General features: G+C 44.3%; 19 protein-coding genes and 1 tRNA gene. 14 read left to right on the top strand and 6 right to left on the bottom strand.

The features are described from left to right. Window positions 1–81: 81 nt before the first annotated feature. The 5 genes from RMZ41_RS03010 to RMZ41_RS02990 are packed head-to-tail and all read left to right on the top strand — an operon-like array spanning window position 82 to window position 1,757. The gene (locus tag RMZ41_RS03010; protein WP_409874701.1) at window positions 82–336 is read left to right on the top strand and encodes a hypothetical protein; all 255 of its coding nucleotides are present in this window, start codon (window positions 82–84) and stop codon (window positions 334–336) included. Continuing rightward, on the top strand, window positions 263–619 hold the full coding sequence (locus RMZ41_RS03005) for a hypothetical protein (RefSeq protein WP_322644324.1): 357 nt from the start codon (window positions 263–265) through the stop codon (window positions 617–619). Before RMZ41_RS03010 ends, RMZ41_RS03005 begins: the two co-directional genes overlap by 74 nt. 4 nt (window positions 620–623) lie before the next feature. After that, complete coding sequence (locus RMZ41_RS03000) at window positions 624–854, top strand: hypothetical protein (protein WP_322644325.1); 231 nt, start codon at window positions 624–626, stop codon at window positions 852–854. Then, a complete protein-coding gene (locus RMZ41_RS02995; protein WP_322644326.1) occupies window positions 851–1,375 on the top strand; it encodes a polynucleotide kinase in 525 nt (174 codons plus the stop codon). The genes RMZ41_RS03000 and RMZ41_RS02995 overlap by 4 nt, the downstream gene beginning before the upstream one ends. Next, window positions 1,368–1,757, top strand: coding sequence for a single-stranded DNA-binding protein (locus RMZ41_RS02990; protein WP_322644327.1), 390 nt, complete (start codon window positions 1,368–1,370; stop codon window positions 1,755–1,757). Before RMZ41_RS02995 ends, RMZ41_RS02990 begins: the two co-directional genes overlap by 8 nt. A gap of 58 nt (window positions 1,758–1,815) precedes the next feature. Here RMZ41_RS02990 and RMZ41_RS02985 read toward each other — a convergent pair whose 3' ends face one another. Beyond that, window positions 1,816–2,178, bottom strand: coding sequence for a hypothetical protein (locus RMZ41_RS02985; protein ID WP_322644328.1), 363 nt, complete (start codon window positions 2,176–2,178; stop codon window positions 1,816–1,818). A 272-nt stretch (window positions 2,179–2,450) separates the two neighbouring features. Here RMZ41_RS02985 and RMZ41_RS02980 point away from each other — a divergent pair, with 272 nt between their 5' ends. From RMZ41_RS02980 to RMZ41_RS02950, 7 genes are all read left to right on the top strand, one after another. After that, window positions 2,451–3,473 (top strand): hypothetical protein, encoded by a 1,023-nt coding sequence (locus tag RMZ41_RS02980; RefSeq protein ID WP_322644329.1) that lies wholly within the window; start codon window positions 2,451–2,453, stop codon window positions 3,471–3,473. A gap of 580 nt (window positions 3,474–4,053) precedes the next feature. Beyond that, the gene (locus tag RMZ41_RS02975; protein ID WP_409874700.1) at window positions 4,054–4,848 is read left to right on the top strand and encodes a DNA cytosine methyltransferase; all 795 of its coding nucleotides are present in this window, start codon (window positions 4,054–4,056) and stop codon (window positions 4,846–4,848) included. Beyond that, entirely contained in the window at window positions 4,781–5,956 is a 1,176-nt protein-coding gene (locus RMZ41_RS02970; RefSeq protein ID WP_409874699.1) for a hypothetical protein, read from the top strand. The genes RMZ41_RS02975 and RMZ41_RS02970 overlap by 68 nt, the downstream gene beginning before the upstream one ends. Window positions 5,957–6,178: 222 nt before the next feature. Next, the gene (locus RMZ41_RS02965) at window positions 6,179–6,319 is read left to right on the top strand and encodes a hypothetical protein (RefSeq protein WP_322644331.1); all 141 of its coding nucleotides are present in this window, start codon (window positions 6,179–6,181) and stop codon (window positions 6,317–6,319) included. A gap of 146 nt (window positions 6,320–6,465) precedes the next feature. Continuing rightward, on the top strand, window positions 6,466–6,795 hold the full coding sequence (locus tag RMZ41_RS02960) for a hypothetical protein (RefSeq protein WP_322644332.1): 330 nt from the start codon (window positions 6,466–6,468) through the stop codon (window positions 6,793–6,795). Next, window positions 6,788–7,141, top strand: coding sequence for a hypothetical protein (locus RMZ41_RS02955; protein ID WP_322644333.1), 354 nt, complete (start codon window positions 6,788–6,790; stop codon window positions 7,139–7,141). Before RMZ41_RS02960 ends, RMZ41_RS02955 begins: the two co-directional genes overlap by 8 nt. A gap of 1 nt (window position 7,142) precedes the next feature. Next, on the top strand, window positions 7,143–7,913 hold the full coding sequence (locus RMZ41_RS02950) for a hypothetical protein (protein WP_322644334.1): 771 nt from the start codon (window positions 7,143–7,145) through the stop codon (window positions 7,911–7,913). A gap of 35 nt (window positions 7,914–7,948) precedes the next feature. On the opposite strand, the gene RMZ41_RS02945 is transcribed toward RMZ41_RS02950, so the two are convergent. The 4 genes from RMZ41_RS02945 to thrC form a co-directional block, all read right to left on the bottom strand. Then, window positions 7,949–9,061, bottom strand: coding sequence for an integrase (locus RMZ41_RS02945; protein ID WP_322644335.1), 1,113 nt, complete (start codon window positions 9,059–9,061; stop codon window positions 7,949–7,951). Between the two features lie 169 nt (window positions 9,062–9,230). After that, window positions 9,231–9,301, bottom strand: a tRNA-Cys gene (locus RMZ41_RS02940). A gap of 277 nt (window positions 9,302–9,578) precedes the next feature. Further along, window positions 9,579–10,193 carry a chromophore lyase CpcT/CpeT gene (locus RMZ41_RS02935; protein WP_322644336.1) on the bottom strand — a complete coding sequence of 205 codons (615 nt, stop codon included), beginning with the start codon at window positions 10,191–10,193 and terminating at the stop codon, window positions 9,579–9,581. Window positions 10,194–10,525: 332 nt separating this feature from the next. Next, a complete protein-coding gene (thrC, locus tag RMZ41_RS02930; protein WP_322644337.1) occupies window positions 10,526–11,617 on the bottom strand; it encodes a threonine synthase in 1,092 nt (363 codons plus the stop codon). 785 nt (window positions 11,618–12,402) lie between these two features. Between thrC and RMZ41_RS02925 the strand changes: the two genes are divergently transcribed. Then, window positions 12,403–12,594, top strand: a complete 192-nt coding sequence (locus RMZ41_RS02925) for a hypothetical protein (protein ID WP_322644338.1) — start codon at window positions 12,403–12,405, stop codon at window positions 12,592–12,594. A 104-nt stretch (window positions 12,595–12,698) separates the two neighbouring features. Here the strand turns inward: RMZ41_RS02925 and RMZ41_RS02920 are convergent, their stop codons facing one another. Then, entirely contained in the window at window positions 12,699–15,074 is a 2,376-nt protein-coding gene (locus RMZ41_RS02920) for a hypothetical protein (protein ID WP_322644339.1), read from the bottom strand. A 270-nt stretch (window positions 15,075–15,344) separates the two neighbouring features. Between RMZ41_RS02920 and RMZ41_RS02915 the strand changes: the two genes are divergently transcribed. Then, a complete protein-coding gene (locus RMZ41_RS02915) occupies window positions 15,345–17,000 on the top strand; it encodes an iron uptake porin (protein ID WP_322644340.1) in 1,656 nt (551 codons plus the stop codon). Window positions 17,001–17,314: the final 314 nt, after the last annotated feature.

Here is a 17,314-nt window from a genome sequence, read left to right as displayed (position 1 = left end):
TGTCTCTATGCCACCATCCGACAAACCACACAGAGGTTCTGGCAGAAGAGAAGTATCAATTTCGTCCCTGATAGGTATTACATGACAACAGAACAAGCACTTGAGCAAATCGAGATTGCCTACGCAGCCCTTACAGAACTAAACAAAGCTGATTGGTTGCATCAGGTACATCATAATGTCCCCGTGGACTTAGCCGATGCCATTCATCATACCAATGAAATCTGGGCACGATTAGAATCATTCAGCCAAGAGACAAGCAGCCATGCAACTACACGATTATCCCGGCGCGATCGCCCAACTTCAATATCAATTACTCAACCTCAATCAACAGATTGAGAAAATTTCCCAAAGTATTAACCGTATCTGCAATCAGTTTGAAGCGCAGGTCGCTTTCGATCCAGAATTGAAAAACGACCAGCAGCGCAAAGCTAAAAAGACTGAACTCATCAGGCAAAGTGGCGATTATGAATCATTGAGTAGTGCCATTGCCAAAGAGACATTCAAGCGTTCTCAAGTTGAAATTCAGTTAGAGCAACTTAAAAGTGAATTTTCAGTATTGCGATTACTCAAGCGAGAAGCGATCGCCCGGATGGAAGCCCAGACCGAAATAGGAGTGTGACACCGTGACCGAAGAATTTAAACTATACCTTCTAAACCAGCGAGCAGCCCTAGAATCCGTGTCTCATTTCGACAATTTATCAGACGAAGAGCTAGAACAATTCCTCTTGGAGATGCTGGAAAAAATGGGCAGTCCGGGATTTCCACCAGGGATGGACACATCCAGGGAAGGGCTGCTAGATTTCATCGCCGGGATTTCTGCGATCGCAAACGCTACCCCAGCAGATGAACCATGAAACTTTTATTTGTTGACTGTGACGGGGCAATTCGGGAACCGGCTAGTGGAGAGCAATTCATCCAGCACCCCAAAGACCAGCGAATAATTGTTGGTGCAGACAAAGCAGTTGTTCACTATCGTCGTCAAGGATGGACGATTATTGGTGTTACCAATCAAGGTGGCGTGGCTGCTGGGTTCAAAAGTATTGAGGATGCGATCGCAGAGCAGCGATACACCTTAGAAATTTTCCCAGACATCTTTTGGATCTGCTTTTGCCCCGATTTTGAGGGGAAAACAGCCTACATCGTCACCAGAAAAAAGGTACAGCAATTTACCAGAGGACTCACCAGAGAGCTATTCGCCAGCTTCAGGAAACCCGGACACGGCATGATTGAACTGGTAACTTCCGAATTCCTCAAAGGTGGTATGAGTGTAGATTCTAGCTACCTGATGGTGGGAGATAGACCAGAAGATGAGCAGTGCGCTGCCGCAGCAGGAATCGATTTTCTATGGGCACATATATGGCGGCAATATGGATAATGACCAATTTACCCTTGTGATGACCGTGCTACTCCGCATTGCCGATGCCCTAGAGCGGATAGCACCACTAACACCCAAAGGGCCCGACTACCAGTACCCGATTGAAGCTTTCCCCAACTTTGACTGGGAATCAATTGGGGCAGTGGTAGTGCAACAAGATCAATATGGGGCTGGTGTGGTCAGTTGGGGCGCTAAAGATTGGGTGCGGCGTTCCCCCGCCAACAAATACGGTGCAGCCATCTGGTTCAGTCGGGCCACAGGACAAGATGATAAAGGGGAAACAACCTACGAGCGCCTGATCACCTTCAAACCGCGCAACACCAGTGTAGAGCCAATTCCCCCAAAAGTTGCTAACCTAATCAATTTCCAGAAACCTGCATGAACTACACGGAACTTAGAAGATTTGGAGATTGATCGCACCATCAAGCAGTAACACAGGTTTACTTTTCTATCTGACTCAGGATTTGCTCATAATGTGCAAGCCTTTCCTCCAGTAAACTGTTCGCTTGCTGCAAAGAAACGATAATTTGGTTGTTGCCAGCTATTTGATCTTTGCAATCCTTTATTAGCTGGCTAAAGGTTCCCCCAATAATTTCGCCTCCTCTGGGGAAATCGTTCCCCTGGCAAGCATCTCCACTAGTTCTGAGCGGCTGACCCCAAGGATACTGGACTGCCGATCCAAAGATTCGACTGCCTCCGTCGTGATGTAAAACATCACATCCTTCTTGTCCGAGCCGTATTTGTGATGCGTCGTCTTCACTCCCCTGCGGGGTTTCTTCTCCGTCATTTTTTTGATGATTCACCGGACTACCCCATTTTACCTATGTAATATTCCCGTCACCGTAAACTTTTTGTGAATCTACCTAATTTTACATAGGGAATGCTAACATTTCAACTAGCAATTACATAGTTAATAAGGCAATGCTACGTACCTGATTCTCCCAGGTGCTACCACGAGGTATCAAAATCTACAAAAAAACTGCCCTATAGCGGGGGCAGTAATCCTTAATCAGGTTGTGATTATGTTTCAAAAAACTTCTGAGCAAAACCTGTCTGGCATGGGAAGGAGGGGCTTGTGACAACCTTCGTCAAGACAGACTTGAATTTATTTGGATTGATACCCCCCGATAATATCACAACGCACCTAAGACGGTGTGCTGCTGACCTTTTAGGGCTATTCAAGGGATGGTCATCAAAGGAAAAGCCAGGGTATTGGTTCAAAGCCCGGATTAAAGATTTGCAAGATTATCTTGGGGGACTCTATGGCAAATCATCCGTTTCAAAAGCCGTCAAGTTGTTAGATGAACTTGAAATAGTCAGACAGCATGTTAACAGCAAGGATGGGCAAATTCACACCTATTACTACGAGTTTGTCCCCCAGGCGCTAGAAAAGCTTTTGCAAAATCAACCTTCCCAAGCCGAAGCTGAAACTCCCCAGTTTCAAGTTGAAGCTTCCGGTGTTCAGCTTGAGGCTTCCACCTTATATACAGATCCACAAGACTTTGATCTTTCATCTTCTGATCCACCACTTAACGAGTGTGTGGGTGAAGAAGAAATGAGTGAAGAGGAAATTCAAGCTGCGATCGCGCAATCCCTTGGTGTGAACTTTGAAACCGCAGTGGAACAACCGCCAGAACCTCCAACAGAGGCAGAACCCGTTTTACTTGAAAAACCTCGAAAGCAAAAACACGACCTCACGCCATTTTTTAATCGCCTTAGAACTATTGACGTTCCTTTAACAGGGCAAATCCGCGAGATCCTCACCAAACACCCAGAGGAGCGACTGCATAAGAACATCACAGCGCTAGAAGAAGAAGCCGCCAAGAATGGGCTAAAAAACCCTATAGCTTCTTGCATTGCAGCCATCACTCGCAACTGGATACCAAAGCTCGATCCTCAGACCTGGTGGGATGCAGCTGCAAAAAATTTGGGGCGAGAACACCGGGATGCTCTCATCCAAAACGTGACTAAAGTTACTACACCAGATGCACAACAAGAAGTTTTTGTTATCTACAAAACAGGGAGATATCTGAAATTGTCTGACGCTTATGGCATGAATTGGGACGAAATTGCAAGTCACGGGAGTGCAACGACATGAGTAAACTAGTTGCTGGTACTCCTGTCCGAATTACCAAGGGCAACCACCAAGGCAAAAAAGGAACCGTTGGCACTAACCGCGCAACCAATGGCCTCCAGAAGGGTAAGGTTCCCGTGCTAGTAGGAAATAGGAATGAGGTGATTTGGACTCGTCCTGAGTGGGTGAGTACCTTGGAAACTACTCCCCATTCCCCAATCCCCAGTCCCCAATCCCCAGTCCCCAATCTCCAATCCCCAGTCCCCAATCCCCAATCTCCAATCCCCACAGACACTGAAAAAATAATTCTGGGTTTTTTGATGACCCGTAAAGCACCTATTTTGGATGGGGAGATTGCGATCGCACTTGAGTTGCCCATGTATCAAACCAGTATGGCTCTCAAGCGGCTAGAGCAAGATGGACTTGTTAGTAAAAACGACGATGACGGCTACCAACTACCAAGCTTTGAAGTTGGCTGTTACGTCGGCGATGGCTTACGTACCGGGTTGATTACTTCCGAAGACAAAGGAATTTTCACCGTTACCTTTGGCTCGGGCGGCGAATTTGAATGCACGATTGAAGACTTACGGGAAAATTTCACAGTATGCGGCAAGCAATTAAAACTATTGGACTCTTCGAGGGAATTGGCGGATTCTGCCGAGCAGCCGAACTCGTTGGAGGATTTGAATGGATCGAATCAGTTGACAACAACCCAGACGCTTGCAACGTCCTCCGCGACAACTTCAGCCACCGAGTCATCGAGCGAGACATCCGCAACTACCACCCCGCCCCAGGAGCAGCCGATCTCTACACCATCGGATTCCCCTGTGACAATACAAGTTCTGCCGGCGATCGCACCGGAATCCTTGGAAGTGAATCAGGACTCTGGCTTGAAGCACTCCGTTGCATTGTTGAGGGACTACCTCAATTCGTTCTTATTGAGCAGCCAGAAGGAATCCTTTATCGCGGCTTGCGAGCAGTCCTTGGCGGACTCCGAATGGCTGGATACGCTTGGGAAGATCCGCTCCTCCTACAAGCAGAGGAAATTGGAGCTTGCCAGCACCGCACACGGCTTTTTGTCGTTGCCTACCTTAACAGCCTCCAGTGGGAAAACTTCCCGTCCGGCTGGATCGACCAAGTGCGATCGCACTGCCAGGAAGCTAGGGCTAATATTCAATTCCCAGTCATTGAGCATCGAGATGATGGCTGCAATCTCAGGATTCCCCCTGAACTGGACAGCGTGCCTATCGGAGTCGAAGAACGCGAACAACGGGGAAGACTACATTGCAGGTTCCTCTACGGAAGAACCGTCATCCCCCAACAAGCCGCCATTGCTCTTTCCAGGGTTAAGTATCTCCATTCCCTCGCTGCAACCGGAAAAGCAATGGCTGAAACCTGAATGGGTTACTCTCAAAAGTGGCACGCAATCCCGCGATGTGAACGAATTGTACGAAGCGAACCCCGCCACGGTGCAGCAATATGCAGAGCTAATGCAAGAGGATTTGTGGGATTGGATGCGCCACCCACTACCCGTTGCTTTCCTATCTTCGGATGGGAAAATTTATGCGGGTGATTGTCATCATCGGGTGTCCGCGGCGCACGCAGCCAAGAAGGAAATTTACGTTGATCTGCGAGAAGGTGAATTAATTGATGCTGTTCTCTACAGCTGTCGGGCCAACACTGACCACGGCTTACCCCTGCGGGCCAAAGATCAGCGCAAGCGAATTGAGTTGTTTCTGGATACTTTGGAAAACTTGGATGAAGCGCGATCGCAATCTCTACTGCAATCAATTCCCAATTTGAGCGAAATTGAGCGCCGAAATAGCAAGTGGTCAACCAGAGTAATCGCCAAATATTTGAAGCTGACCGAAAGTAGCTACCGGACTGTTATCAATATCATCCAAGAGCGAGAAATGGCTGAGAAAATTACTCAGTTTGCTGTTGATGATTGGGTTTGTGTCAAATCGGCTTATGCAAACCTTGTTGGTGTGCCGGAGGGGACGATAGGAAAGATTTGCTCTTTTGACAAGCGCAAAGGGATTTTTGTTATCCCCGGTGCTGGAAGTCTGGGGGCGGATGGGCGAATATTGCCAAGCCTCTACATTCACCCCGACTACCTGGAAAAAACTGATCCGCCTTCCTTGGTAGAGAAAATTTCCCAGACCATAGCGCCAACATCTGTGCAAGAAGAACTGAAGCAAAAAGCAAAAGAATTGGCGATACCCGTTGATGGACTGCCAGAAATGGAACGCAATGAAGGGTTGCCAGATACCCTCGTAGATGATCGCCTCTTTGCTAGTCCTGGGCTAACTGATGATGTCGTGAATTTTGTTGGCAAATTGGGAGATAAGGAAATTGGCAAGGTGTGGAATGCGATCGCACCCCGTATTCCCCCCATAGATTTGTTAACCCAAATTGATTTGCAGAAACTAACGAATGACGGCTTGAAGGACTTAATTTGTGTAGCACAGCAGGAGTTGAATTCTCGTGAACAAGCGGCTGAATAGTCCGAGTATTGATCCATCACAGCTAGTCACCATAGAGGAGGCGCATCAACAGCTTGGCAAAGGCTACAGCCGCAGTAGCATTTTGCGCCGAATTGAATCCGGTGAGTGGAAGGAAGGCATTCACTGGATCGACGATCGCCGCGTAGGTACGCTAAAGCGGGTGATCAAGGTCAACCTAGCAACCGTGAATCAACACAGAGCAGTGCCGGCGGGAAAACGTTGATGGCAAAAGTTTATAAGCTCTACGAAATAAACGAAGAACACGAGATAGGCTTGTTTTTTCGACAATTTGAATGCCCCGATTGTGGAGGTATGGGCAGTGTTGAGCATGACCTCACTGACATAACTGGTGAATGCTATTGAGACGAGTGCGACGACTGCGGAGGATATGGGATTCTTTTTTTGCGTGACTGTCGTCCCTGCAAAGAATGCGGTGTGACTATTTATTTTGAAAAAAGCAACCAGGATAGATGGCTGCCTCATAATGCCATCACCGATCAGCTTCACAAATGCCAATTCAATGCAACACCCACGGAGAGAAGATGACTGATTGGCACGGAACTTATCAAATCAACCCCAACAATGCAGGGGATTTGATGTATGACGATTGGCATGAGGGATTTAGCGATTGCCATGACAAAAAATTCCCCCAGCACATAGAAAATAAAGCTTACATGATTGGATGGCTTCAGGGACTGGGAATGGAAGCAGGATATGCAAATATTCCCGCGACAGTTGATGCTGAGGGACTTAGTAGCTTTGTAGATGGCTACCAACAAGCTCAACATGAGCGTCACTGTCACTGTCAGGAAACCTTGCTGGAGTTTAAAGATGACTAGCAAGCTCATCATTGATTACGAAGTAGCGATCGCCTTTGATGGTCTGTGGGGCGGGAAAGCCAGAATCTACGAATTCCCTGTGAGAATCGTGACATTCAACCGACTGTGGAGCGATCGCGCTCAAGTTGCCGCATTAAGACTTGGATACTCTCCGGCGATTGATTTACCACATCGCAGACAAAACGAAGATGAAATTTATATCAATGAGTGGGTATTAACTGGAGAGACGATTTTTCCAATTACCGTAATCTTTAATTGCTGCGCGTATGGCGCTGATTTTTTTGATCCATGCCCTACGGCGGCAGAGGTTGAAGAAAATTTGACACTACTTGAATTAGATAATTAATATGCGACTTGCATCTAGTATTCGTTATGGTGGTCAACTGATCGAGTCAGTTGATGTTGATTATGATGATTACAAACGCCTCGGATTGATTTGTCCTGAGTGCAAGTCTCCCGTATTCTTGAGGCAGAAATCAGAAAGAGCATCAGCCCATTTTGCTCATTTCAAGGCTTCCGATCCGGCCCTTGTTAAACAGTGTGAATGGAGGGTATCTAACTACACTAAAGAAGAACTAGAACATAGAGCAAAACAGGCAAAAAATCAGAGATTAAAGTTGTTGCAAAGATGGTTTTGGGATATCTATTTTAAACACGCTTTTCGTGAAGGGCGGACAAAACAAGCCATTATTGAAAATAAACTAATAGAACAAACTGCATCACATTATCCGGTAGACGATTCTTGTAAATGGTTTCGCAAACTCATCAATTCGGATGACGTTCAAAAAGCAATAGATGGTGCTATTTTGGCGGTTATGCCTGAAGATTTGGGATCTGAAAGAGTGCGATCGCTCCGTGAAAAACTTGTCAATAGTGAAATTGAATTGCACAAGTTAATCTGTGCAGAAATAATTGAATTTTTGAAAGTACGGCGAAATTTACCACTCCTTGAAAAAATGATCTCAGCTAGTTTTATCATGATTCAATTTAGTCCCTCTGCTCAACAGTTGATTGCCGCAGGCGGATGGCAAGTACCTTTATCAAATGCGGTGTTGGTGCTGTGTATGATTCCGTGGGGTGAGGAATTTCAGGAGTTGGATAAAAGAGCCAATGATTGACGAATTAGTGATACTTAATCTGACGATGTTAAATTTTATTGTTGCGGCAATTTTATTGTTGGTGGTAAAGGTCTATCTTGACGATTAATCACCATCTCATAAGCCCGTCGGTAAGTCGCCTCATCAATCCAAGCCCGGTAAGTCTGGGTATGAACTGCCAAAGAATGCCCCATTAATCCAGCCGCCCAATCAGGTGCTAACCTAAACTCAAAGCACCTTCGGGCGTAGCAGTGGCGCAAGTCGTAAGCCCGAAAGGGAGCTTTGCAGTCATAAAACCAGCCTGAAACTTTATTTCCCAGCTTGGCATTGCCGTACTCCAGATCAAGGTTGGGCAATTTCATCTCTTGCAGATTCCATTGTTCTGCCCACTCTGGGTACAAGGGGTAAACAAAACGTTCACCAGTCTTTCCGCGCAGTACCCGCACTACTGGGAAATCTTCCAAGTCAAGACGGAAGACCTCATGCGATCGCAGCCCATAGGTAGCAATCATTCCATACAGCCATTGCCAAGATTGACTTTTGATATTTTCCCGATACTCCGCAATCAGCTTATCGCTGGGTAATTTTCTCGGCTGCACTGCGGACGCAGAGTAGTTGCCAATCAGATCCTTGATCGCGTCCACGCCCTCGATGGCGGCGAATTTCCCCAGCTTATATAGATAGGTGCAAGTCTTTTTCCTTGTCCGGGAATCTGGTTCTGTTGTCCTCACAACTTCCAAAAGAGCATCAAGGGTGAGGGTGCGATCGCAATCCAGTTTGTTGAATACCACCCGATAGTCTTTCCAGGTTGTCAGCGCTGCGTCTGTGCGCTTGGTTCGTTGCCAGTGGTCATCCTCAAATCGTTCCAGCCAACTGGAAATGGTTTGTGTTTCCTCTGGTGTTTCAACCCAATTATTCCAAGAAAAATTTCCAGAGTCTAGCTCAAGCCCCATTGACTTGGCCTTGATAAAGGCTGCCTGCACACCTGCTGGTGTGGCGTTTATATCAAGGGAGACTTTTTGCTGATATGGCTTCTGCTTATTGATGTGGGGTTTAGGCGGTAGGGTTGCCCTTAGCCAAAGCTTGTTTCCTCTGCGTTCAATTGATACTCTGGTGTTCGCAGCCCGAAGCTTGTTGTTAACCTCGTCAATTCTTTCGTCAATTGTCACTAAATTTGTAACTATTTTGTCGGCATACTTTGACGTATTTTGGCATATTTTGACATATTATGAACCATTTAGTTTTATCCCAGTTGAGGGTTTTGGCTGCTTTTTATTTGCTATAATAGACAGCAAACCCCTTGTGTTGCAAGGGGTTGTGACAAATAATTTGTTAAAAAGGCGGCACCCGGATTTGAACCGGGGGTGGAGGTTTTGCAGACCTCTGCCTTACCACTTGGCTATGCCGCCATGCCTACGCTAGAAAGCCTTTTTGCTTACCGCTTGATAGCTTAAGCAGTCAACAGCGTTAGTCCAACAATAGTAGCACAAGATTGTGAGGTAGAGATAGTGGGTTAACTGGATGTTTCTGGTAATTTTTAGTCTTCCTGTTACCGTCCAGGTTATCGTTATATCTGGATTAGCGATCGCTAACCAAAACTTCTCTTATGATGAGGCAGGGATAATTTAGCATACCTTAACCCGCTCTTGTTGAGCTTTCTGCTGGTCTAGGAAGATTGCGATGCGGCTAAATGTGAGAATCTAGCTCGTTAATTAGCTTGACTTCATCAGCAAAATTCGCCCATCGGACAAAGTGAAATGGGCCAGCTATGGAACCCCACAAACGCTCATCAGTGTCTAAATCCCTTCCCCGGTCGAGGCTGAAAAATTCTTTAGCGTCAATCTCAAATTCGTTATCTAAATAAGTATTTTTACCGTCACGAACCACAATACAGCCTTTACCAGGTTCAACTTTGCCTTTAAAGCTCTTACCTGTCCACTCTACAACCATGTTGCAACCTGACATTTTTTCTAATTGGCCAAGGGATAAAACTTTTAAACGTTCAGGTTCACGAGATGCACCGTAAAATTTTTGTTCTTCTTTAACTGTGTAATGTTCAATAATAATGTGGTTTTCTGCCGGAATCAAGTTCATTACCCGCATCCGGTAGGGTTGATTGAGCATAAAATCATAAGCTTGTTCGAGAAATAAACTTACCCCTGAAAATAATTCCAACGGAAGGGGACGTATACACACGCGAATGTGGGCATAAAAAGGCGGATTTTCAAAAGCTTGTTCTTGATTACTAAAGTCAGCCGCCATCCACCGGGCTAAGGTAGCAATATCAGTAGAATGAGTCACGTCGCTTTGCTCCGAATTCAAAATTCAAAATTCAAAATTCAAAATTAATAATCCGCACAAATAAGCTTAGTTGCTCTGTATGCTTTTTTATCGATTCTTATTAAGATAATCAATCTCTTGTTTAAAATTTATTTAGTGATTATACCATCTTAAATTTTAGATTTGGGATTTAAAATCATCTGGCTGTGTCTGGCTTGGCGTAAATTCATTTATCACAATTATTTTGCGATTTGGGATTATTTTGACACTTGCTAGACTAAAAAAATATTAGGTGCGATCGCAATTTTTAAATTAACAATTTAATATTACGATCGCTTGTTTTTCCAGGCTGCTTAAAATCCCATTGCCTGGGCGACTGCGCCCAATTCGGCTGCAATCCCCTGTTTAAATTGACTGTGATTGTGTTTAATGGCTGTATCTGGGTCTTTTAGACCATTGCCTGTGAGGACACAAACCACTGTTGCCCCTGTTGGAATTTGGTCTTTTACCTGCAATAAACCGGCTACAGAAGCGGCGCTAGCAGGTTCGCAGAAGATCCCTTCTGATGATGCCAAAAGTCGATAAGCGTCGAGAATTTCTGCATCGGTAACGGCGTGAAAATTTCCCTGACTTGCGGTTTGGGCTGCAACAGCTAATTCCCAGCTAGCAGGGTTGCCAATGCGAATTGCTGTCGCTAGGGTTTCAGGATGCGCCACGGGCTGACCGTGTACTAATGGGGCTGCACCTGCGGCTTGGAATCCCATCATTCGGGGTAAGCGATCGCACTTTCCATCTTGATGATATTGACAAAAACCCATCCAATATGCTGTGATGTTTCCCGCATTGCCCACAGGGATACATAGCCAATCTGGTGCATCACCCAGCGCATCGACGATTTCAAAAGCTCCTGTTTTTTGCCCTTCTAGGCGGTAGGGATTGACCGAATTCACCAATGTTACCGGATAGCTTTCGGCCATCTCGCGGACAATTTCTAGCGCTTGGTCAAAATTACCTTTAATTGCCAATACTTCTGCACCGTAAAGTAATGCTTGGGCTAATTTGCCCAGTGCTACATAACCGTCGGGAATTAATACGAAGGCATTCATCCCCCCACGTCTTGCATAAGCTGCGGCGGCGGCTGAGGTGTTACCCGTGCTGGCACAAATTACTGCTTTTGCTCCTGCTTCCTTGGCCTTGGAAATTGCCATAGTCATCCCCCGGTCTTTGAAGCTGCCGGTAGGATTCAGACCATCATATTTTACAAAAACCCGTACTTGTCTGCCAATACGTTCTGCGATCGCTGGCGCTGGTATTAGAGGTGTGTTGCCCTCCAAGAGAGTGACCACCGGTGTTTTTTCGCTCACAGGCAAGTATTGGCGATAGGCTTCTATCAGTCCGGGCCAGGATTGGCGATAAGATTTAGCAACAGACAGGCTCAAAGTCACAGGATTTAAAATTTCTTAATGTTAAGGATTGGATATTTAGAGAAAGTGGCAGATGGAAACGGAAGAGGAAGAAAGCTAATTTTTCTTTGCCCTGTCCCAGTCCTTATAATTCCAAAAGAATATTACTTATAGAATATTATTTTTTGTGGTGCAGGTGTTTCACTTGCCATTTTTATTTAGAATACCAGTTAAGTAGGCAATGCGCTGCCTTTCCTTGGCCGTAGCCTTGGGCGAGTGCTTGCTTAAGTCATTCCTAACATTTTTTCAATCTTGCGCTTCGTTGCCATTCCACCTCAAAAGTTATTCCAAGGCTAATAGTCCTCTCAAAAAGACTAAATCCAAAATTTTCATCCAAAAATGTGGATGAAAAGTGCTGAGTGCTGAGTCAATTTAAGAAGTACTCAGTACTTCCGCACTACAGTAAAAGCCCCGCCCACAAGTGGCGCGGAATCTTCTTATAGAGAGAAGGTTGATAGCCCGACCCTTATGGGCGGTCTTTCAACTCTTAGCCGAGGCACTTGGAACTCAGCACTCTTCATCATAGTGCGGAAGTAGTGAATAATCTTCTTGCTACTCAGCACTCAGCACTCAGCACTGAGTGTTGTAAACAGACTTGGAGTAGTGTTTTCTTTGGAACACAGCCATTACGATCGCCGTCTCTTATGATTGAACCTGAAATCCATTAGAGTAATTGATGAAAAATATACAATATTTTAATAAAGCTTAAAAGAGCATTATTATAATATTTCTAATGGTGTGAGTTAAATTGTGGATTTAATTAGGCTATGTCTACTTGTTTATCTAGTGTTTCCGATCGCGAATCCCACGCTAACTGGGTCAATAAGCTAACGAAGTCTTATTATCAAGACGATCAGCAAGCTAAATTTATGCATTTACAAGCAGAGGTAGACTCTCTGTTGCAGCAGTTGGAAAACCTGAAGAACCAACGTCTAGCTGAAACTAACCAAAAAGAATAAGTCAATTTTGGAAATAGCGATGTCTACGACGGGCTATGACGCTCGCAGACTCAGCTATCTGCATCGCCAGTGCCTCTTTAATTTAAATTTGATGAAGAGGCGTACTATTGAAAGCGCTGATTTTTCTCTGACCAGCGCCTCAAACTGTAGTTATGAGCATTTTCTACTAATAAAGCTAAGGATTGCATATCCGAAAGCTTGGCGATCGCAGAGAGTCTTTGTAAATCATTTCCTGTAAAATCAGTGTAAATGACTTCATTGCGATCGGACAAAATTATAGTCCGGTCGCGGCGTTGCTCTGTGTTTTCTAGCTGAATTTCAGGTGTAGACTGATTCAAGGATGTTATTGCTGCTGCTGAGATAGTCAGTATTATTTCTGGTTGAGCATTATTTGTTAAATCAATTACTTGAACAGGCCAATCACCCAACTTTTCCTGCATCTGCTCAAAGCTAGGAATAGCACCAACTGCAACTTCACCAGATTGCTGTAAAGATTTCCACAGACTCGATAATATTACCTTCACCCCTTGGGGATTTTGTTGATACAGTTCTTGTAGAGTAATGGGAGATGGTTGTACCCATTCCAGCGCTGCATTTGTCAAAGCTAGAGGTTTGGGTTGGATAACATCGTTTTGATTCTCTGGAATTTTTGGGCTAGCAGCTAATAGGCGTAAAACATTACCCCGTAGTTGCACCGCTTTGATAGCCGCTATAGTAATTTGTTGTTCTCCATTTGGCAACCAGACTACAATCTGGATTTCTGGGTCAGAAGTGATTCCCAAAGTTTTCCAGAAAAATTTGGCGGTATCAGTTTTGGGCGGGTTCAAATTCTCAAAGGGGGAATTTAACCAGCGTTTTCCATTATTAAATGCACTCACCTCTACCTGATACCAAACTTGATTATCTGTGAGTTTCAAGTCTGCTGAGGACTTTTGTTGCAGCCACTCGCTACTATTAACTTGAGTAATTGGTTTCACTGTACCAACAATCTGACTAAGGTGAGTAGAGGATATTTGCGATGCACCCTCACCATTGAGTCTTGCTAACAGACCTTGAATATAGGCAAGATTATCTTTTGTAATTTTTGGTTGCCTCTTTAACCAGGAATCAGCATGTTCTTCTCCCTGTTGAACTGCTAAAATCAAGGCGAACCAAGCTTGCACCTCTACTCTATTTGGGTTCACCCGCAACGCCGCCGCAGTGCGATTCCACAATCGGTTTTTATCCGCTTTGAGTAGAGTAGCAATTTCTTGGGCATTCTGTGGTGACGCTTCAAACACCTGTAAAGCTTTCTCCCAGCGACCATCAATCAAGTTTGCTAAAACCTCTTGACTAGGACTTGCCCATTTCTTCTGGGCTTGGGTTTTAGTAAGTTGGGAATGCAAGCGAATCAAATCCATTTGCGCTTGCGCCGCCTGTGGAAAAACTCCTTTGCGCTGTTTCTTAATAAATTTCAACCATTCAAAAGCTGGTGTCCACAGTCCACTACGGGCAATTGCTAGGGCGTTTTGATATCCAGAATCCTTGAGGACTGGTGATTTGAGGCTAATCGCCTCCAATTCAATTGGTTTGAGTAATAACTTCACAGGCTTGACTTGGTAAACCTGTAAATACGGTTCTAAACCTATAGTTTGCTCGATAACTAACTCTTTTGCACCATCACCAGTTACCTGTTCCCATTGGGGTAATTGTCCGTTTGGGCTTGTCCAAGACAACATTTGTATTAAATTGGTGCGCTCTGGATTGTAGTATACAACGTGACCGTAAGCGATCGCACCACTTCCTTGTTGGCGTTTACCCCACAAATTAAACCAAACCCCTGGTGATGGTGTCCCACTATCAAAGCGTTGCACTTCAGTTAAAGGTAAGGGAATACTGATATCTTGGAGTTCTAATGTCCCATCAAGTGAGGGAGAAATCGCAAAGGATTCTTCTGGCCCAGTTACAGATAGTTGAGTCGTTAGATAATAGTAATTTTCTGACTGGGATTTAAACTCTAACTCTTCTGAGCGCTCGTAAACCCTGATTTCCACAAGTGTTTTACAATCAGATTGACAATTAGCACGCTGTTGCAAAACTGGCAGTAAAAAAGAGTTTTTCCCATCCTGATGTAAAGGCAGAGTTTCCCCAAATATTTGGTTTTTTTGACTCAAATCGAGTTGAATTTGTTTGATAGTTTTGGGGCGTTCGTGCTTACCAAGGGGGATTTGCGCCCATGCAGGTAAAATTTTATTTAGCCAGCTTACCTGGTCAGGATTGAAGATGAAGAGAACGCTAATCCAGGCAAAAGCCATAATTAGACTAGCACTACTCACCAGAATTGCGTAGCTTGCCGCCGTAGGCATCGCTAACGTTGACGATAACCAACTTCCCCCTTTAAGCTTCTTTCGGGGTTTTTTTACGATGCGCTTTATCACACCTGCATGAGGTTTATTTTGTTTAGAGGCTTTTGGTATCAGCTTGCGTGGACGATTTGCCATAGATTGGGGATTAGAAATAGAGGATTGGGAATTGAGAAAACTCTTTCCTAGTTCCCAGTACCTAGTCCCCAGTCCCCAATACCCAATACCCTGTTATACTCGTCCTTTCAGAAGTTGCCCAGAAACATTAAAGTCGAATTTTGAACAAAATCCGTAAATTTTCCCAGGTGAACGCTAAACAATAGCGAATACACTCTTCACTTAAGTATGTGAGCAGAGTGTAAAAAGTTGAAAGGTATAGTTATTAGCCGCAGTCATCAAAAAACCTGGATGCTCGCATGGTTACTAATTGCGGGAGTAAATGGAGTTGCCCAAAAAGCATCAGCACAAGAGTATATCAATATAGAAACTACTCAAGCGCACGAGAGTACAGATTTAAATTCTCCTCCCCTGTCCCCAATAAATCCGATGGCGCAAGTTACATCGGTATCTCAACTCAAGGACGTACAACCCAACGATTGGGCATTCCAAGCATTACAGTCTTTGGTGGAACGCTATGGCTGTATAGCAGGATATCCAGATAGTAGCTATCGCGGTAATCGCGCTTTGACTCGGTATGAATTCGCTGCCGGGATAAATGCTTGTTTAGATAGAGTCAACGAATTAATCACTACAGCCACCAGCGATTTAGTCACCCGCGAAGATTTAGCAATATTACAAAAATTGCAGTCAGAATTTGCCCCTGAATTAGCAACTTTGCGGGGTCGCGTCGATAGTTTAGAAGCCAGAACCGGCGAAATTGAAGCCAACCAATTTTCAACAACTACTAAACTTAGTGGATTACTAATAGTTGGTATTCAAGGGCGGACTAGCAATCGTGGTGATGTAAATCCTAGAGATGGGCAAAAAGATACAAATGATACGGGGACAAACACTAATGTTATATCTCTGGCGCAACTATATTTAACTAGTCAAATTACTCCTAGTAGTTACTTATTTACAGGTTTGATAGATGGTAATGGTAAAACTACACCTAGATTTACCAATAGTGTTTCTCGGAATGATGTTTTACTTGGCTATGAATTTCCTACAGATGGCTTGATTGTAAGCGACCTCAATTTTCATTGGTTGGTGACAAATAAATTAGCAGTGATGGTGGGAACAGAAGGTGTAAGTATGCCTGCTGCTTTCCGAGGCCCCAATCGGGTAGAAAGCGCTGCAACAGGGCCGTTATCTTATTTTGCCCAAAGAAACCCAATTTTAAATATGGGATACGGTCACGGCGGTATAGCTATTGATTGGCAATTTGCTAAACGCGCTAGTTTACAAGCAATTTATACTAGCTATCAACCAGGAAATTCCGAGAAAGGTAGCGGTTTATTTGATGGAACCACCACTACAGGTGTGCAATTGCTGTTAACACCAACCGATAGTCTAGATTTAAGTTTGTATTACGTTAATAATTATTCCTCTGATGGTTGTTTACTAACCTTTGTTGGTGATGAATGCTTAACTGCGGTTAATAGCACTACCGGAAAATCAGCACCTTTGCAAACTAACGCTGTGGGTGCGACTCTAACTTGGCAAATTTCACCCCGGATTAGTGCAGGTGCGTGGGGTGGTTATACTAAATCTTATATTCCTGGGCAATCGGGGAATGTAGAAACTACAAATTATATGGTATTTATGAATTTCCCTGATTTATTTGCTAAAGGAAATTTGGCGGGAATTTATGTCGGTCAGCCTCCTAAAATTACTAGTAGCAACTTACCTGTGGGGAATAATGTCCCTGATTTTATTAATACTGGTTTAGGACGTGCAGGTGGACAACCAGGGACAACTACTCAAATTGAGGCATTTTATCGTTTCCAGTTAACAGATAATATCAGCGTTACACCAGGAATAATTCATATCTTAGAGCCTGGTCACACACCAAATAGTGACTCAGTTACTATCGGCATTCTACGGAGTACTTTTAGTTTTTAATTTTGTTTGCAGATAAATATCATAGGAATGACAGCATTTTAGATGGGATGACCAGTCGATAAATTAAGCTTGTTGCTGATTTTTGCGTAAGTTCTGAAGATATAAAAAAAGGTTTGGTGGTGAACCGAACTTCGTTTGTATTATTTGTATTTTAGCTAATAGAGCGCAGATTAATTGTAATGTAATGCCAAAAAATCAGCAACAAAAAAGACGGGGTTTAGCCCGTCTTCTGTATAAAAAGTAAAAACATCTTGGTAATTTCTGCAATATATCAAAATCCTTTAATTACAATCTGCCAAATTGCCAAATACTTA

Source organism: Nostoc sp. DedVER02 (assembly GCF_034530675.2).
Classification (GTDB): domain Bacteria; phylum Cyanobacteriota; class Cyanobacteriia; order Cyanobacteriales; family Nostocaceae; genus Nostoc.
This window is presented reverse-complemented; position numbering and strand designations above follow the sequence as displayed.

Excerpts from the sequence above, each read along its gene's own strand:
- RMZ41_RS03010 (WP_409874701.1), top strand. The coding sequence starts at position 82 with ATGACAACAGAACAAGCACTTGAGCAAATCGAGATTGCCTACGCAGCC.
- RMZ41_RS03005 (WP_322644324.1), top strand. The coding sequence starts at position 263 with ATGCAACTACACGATTATCCCGGCGCGATCGCCCAACTTCAATATCAA.
- RMZ41_RS02995 (WP_322644326.1), top strand. The coding sequence starts at position 851 with ATGAAACTTTTATTTGTTGACTGTGACGGGGCAATTCGGGAACCGGCT.
- RMZ41_RS02990 (WP_322644327.1), top strand. The coding sequence starts at position 1,368 with ATGGATAATGACCAATTTACCCTTGTGATGACCGTGCTACTCCGCATT.
- RMZ41_RS02975 (WP_409874700.1), top strand. The coding sequence starts at position 4,054 with ATGCGGCAAGCAATTAAAACTATTGGACTCTTCGAGGGAATTGGCGGA.
- RMZ41_RS02965 (WP_322644331.1), top strand. The coding sequence starts at position 6,179 with ATGGCAAAAGTTTATAAGCTCTACGAAATAAACGAAGAACACGAGATA.
- RMZ41_RS02960 (WP_322644332.1), top strand. The coding sequence starts at position 6,466 with ATGCCAATTCAATGCAACACCCACGGAGAGAAGATGACTGATTGGCAC.
- RMZ41_RS02955 (WP_322644333.1), top strand. The coding sequence starts at position 6,788 with ATGACTAGCAAGCTCATCATTGATTACGAAGTAGCGATCGCCTTTGAT.
- RMZ41_RS02950 (WP_322644334.1), top strand. The coding sequence starts at position 7,143 with ATGCGACTTGCATCTAGTATTCGTTATGGTGGTCAACTGATCGAGTCA.
- RMZ41_RS02925 (WP_322644338.1), top strand. The coding sequence starts at position 12,403 with ATGTCTACTTGTTTATCTAGTGTTTCCGATCGCGAATCCCACGCTAAC.
- RMZ41_RS02920 (WP_322644339.1), bottom strand. The coding sequence starts at position 15,074 with ATGGCAAATCGTCCACGCAAGCTGATACCAAAAGCCTCTAAACAAAAT.
- RMZ41_RS02915 (WP_322644340.1), top strand. The coding sequence starts at position 15,345 with ATGCTCGCATGGTTACTAATTGCGGGAGTAAATGGAGTTGCCCAAAAA.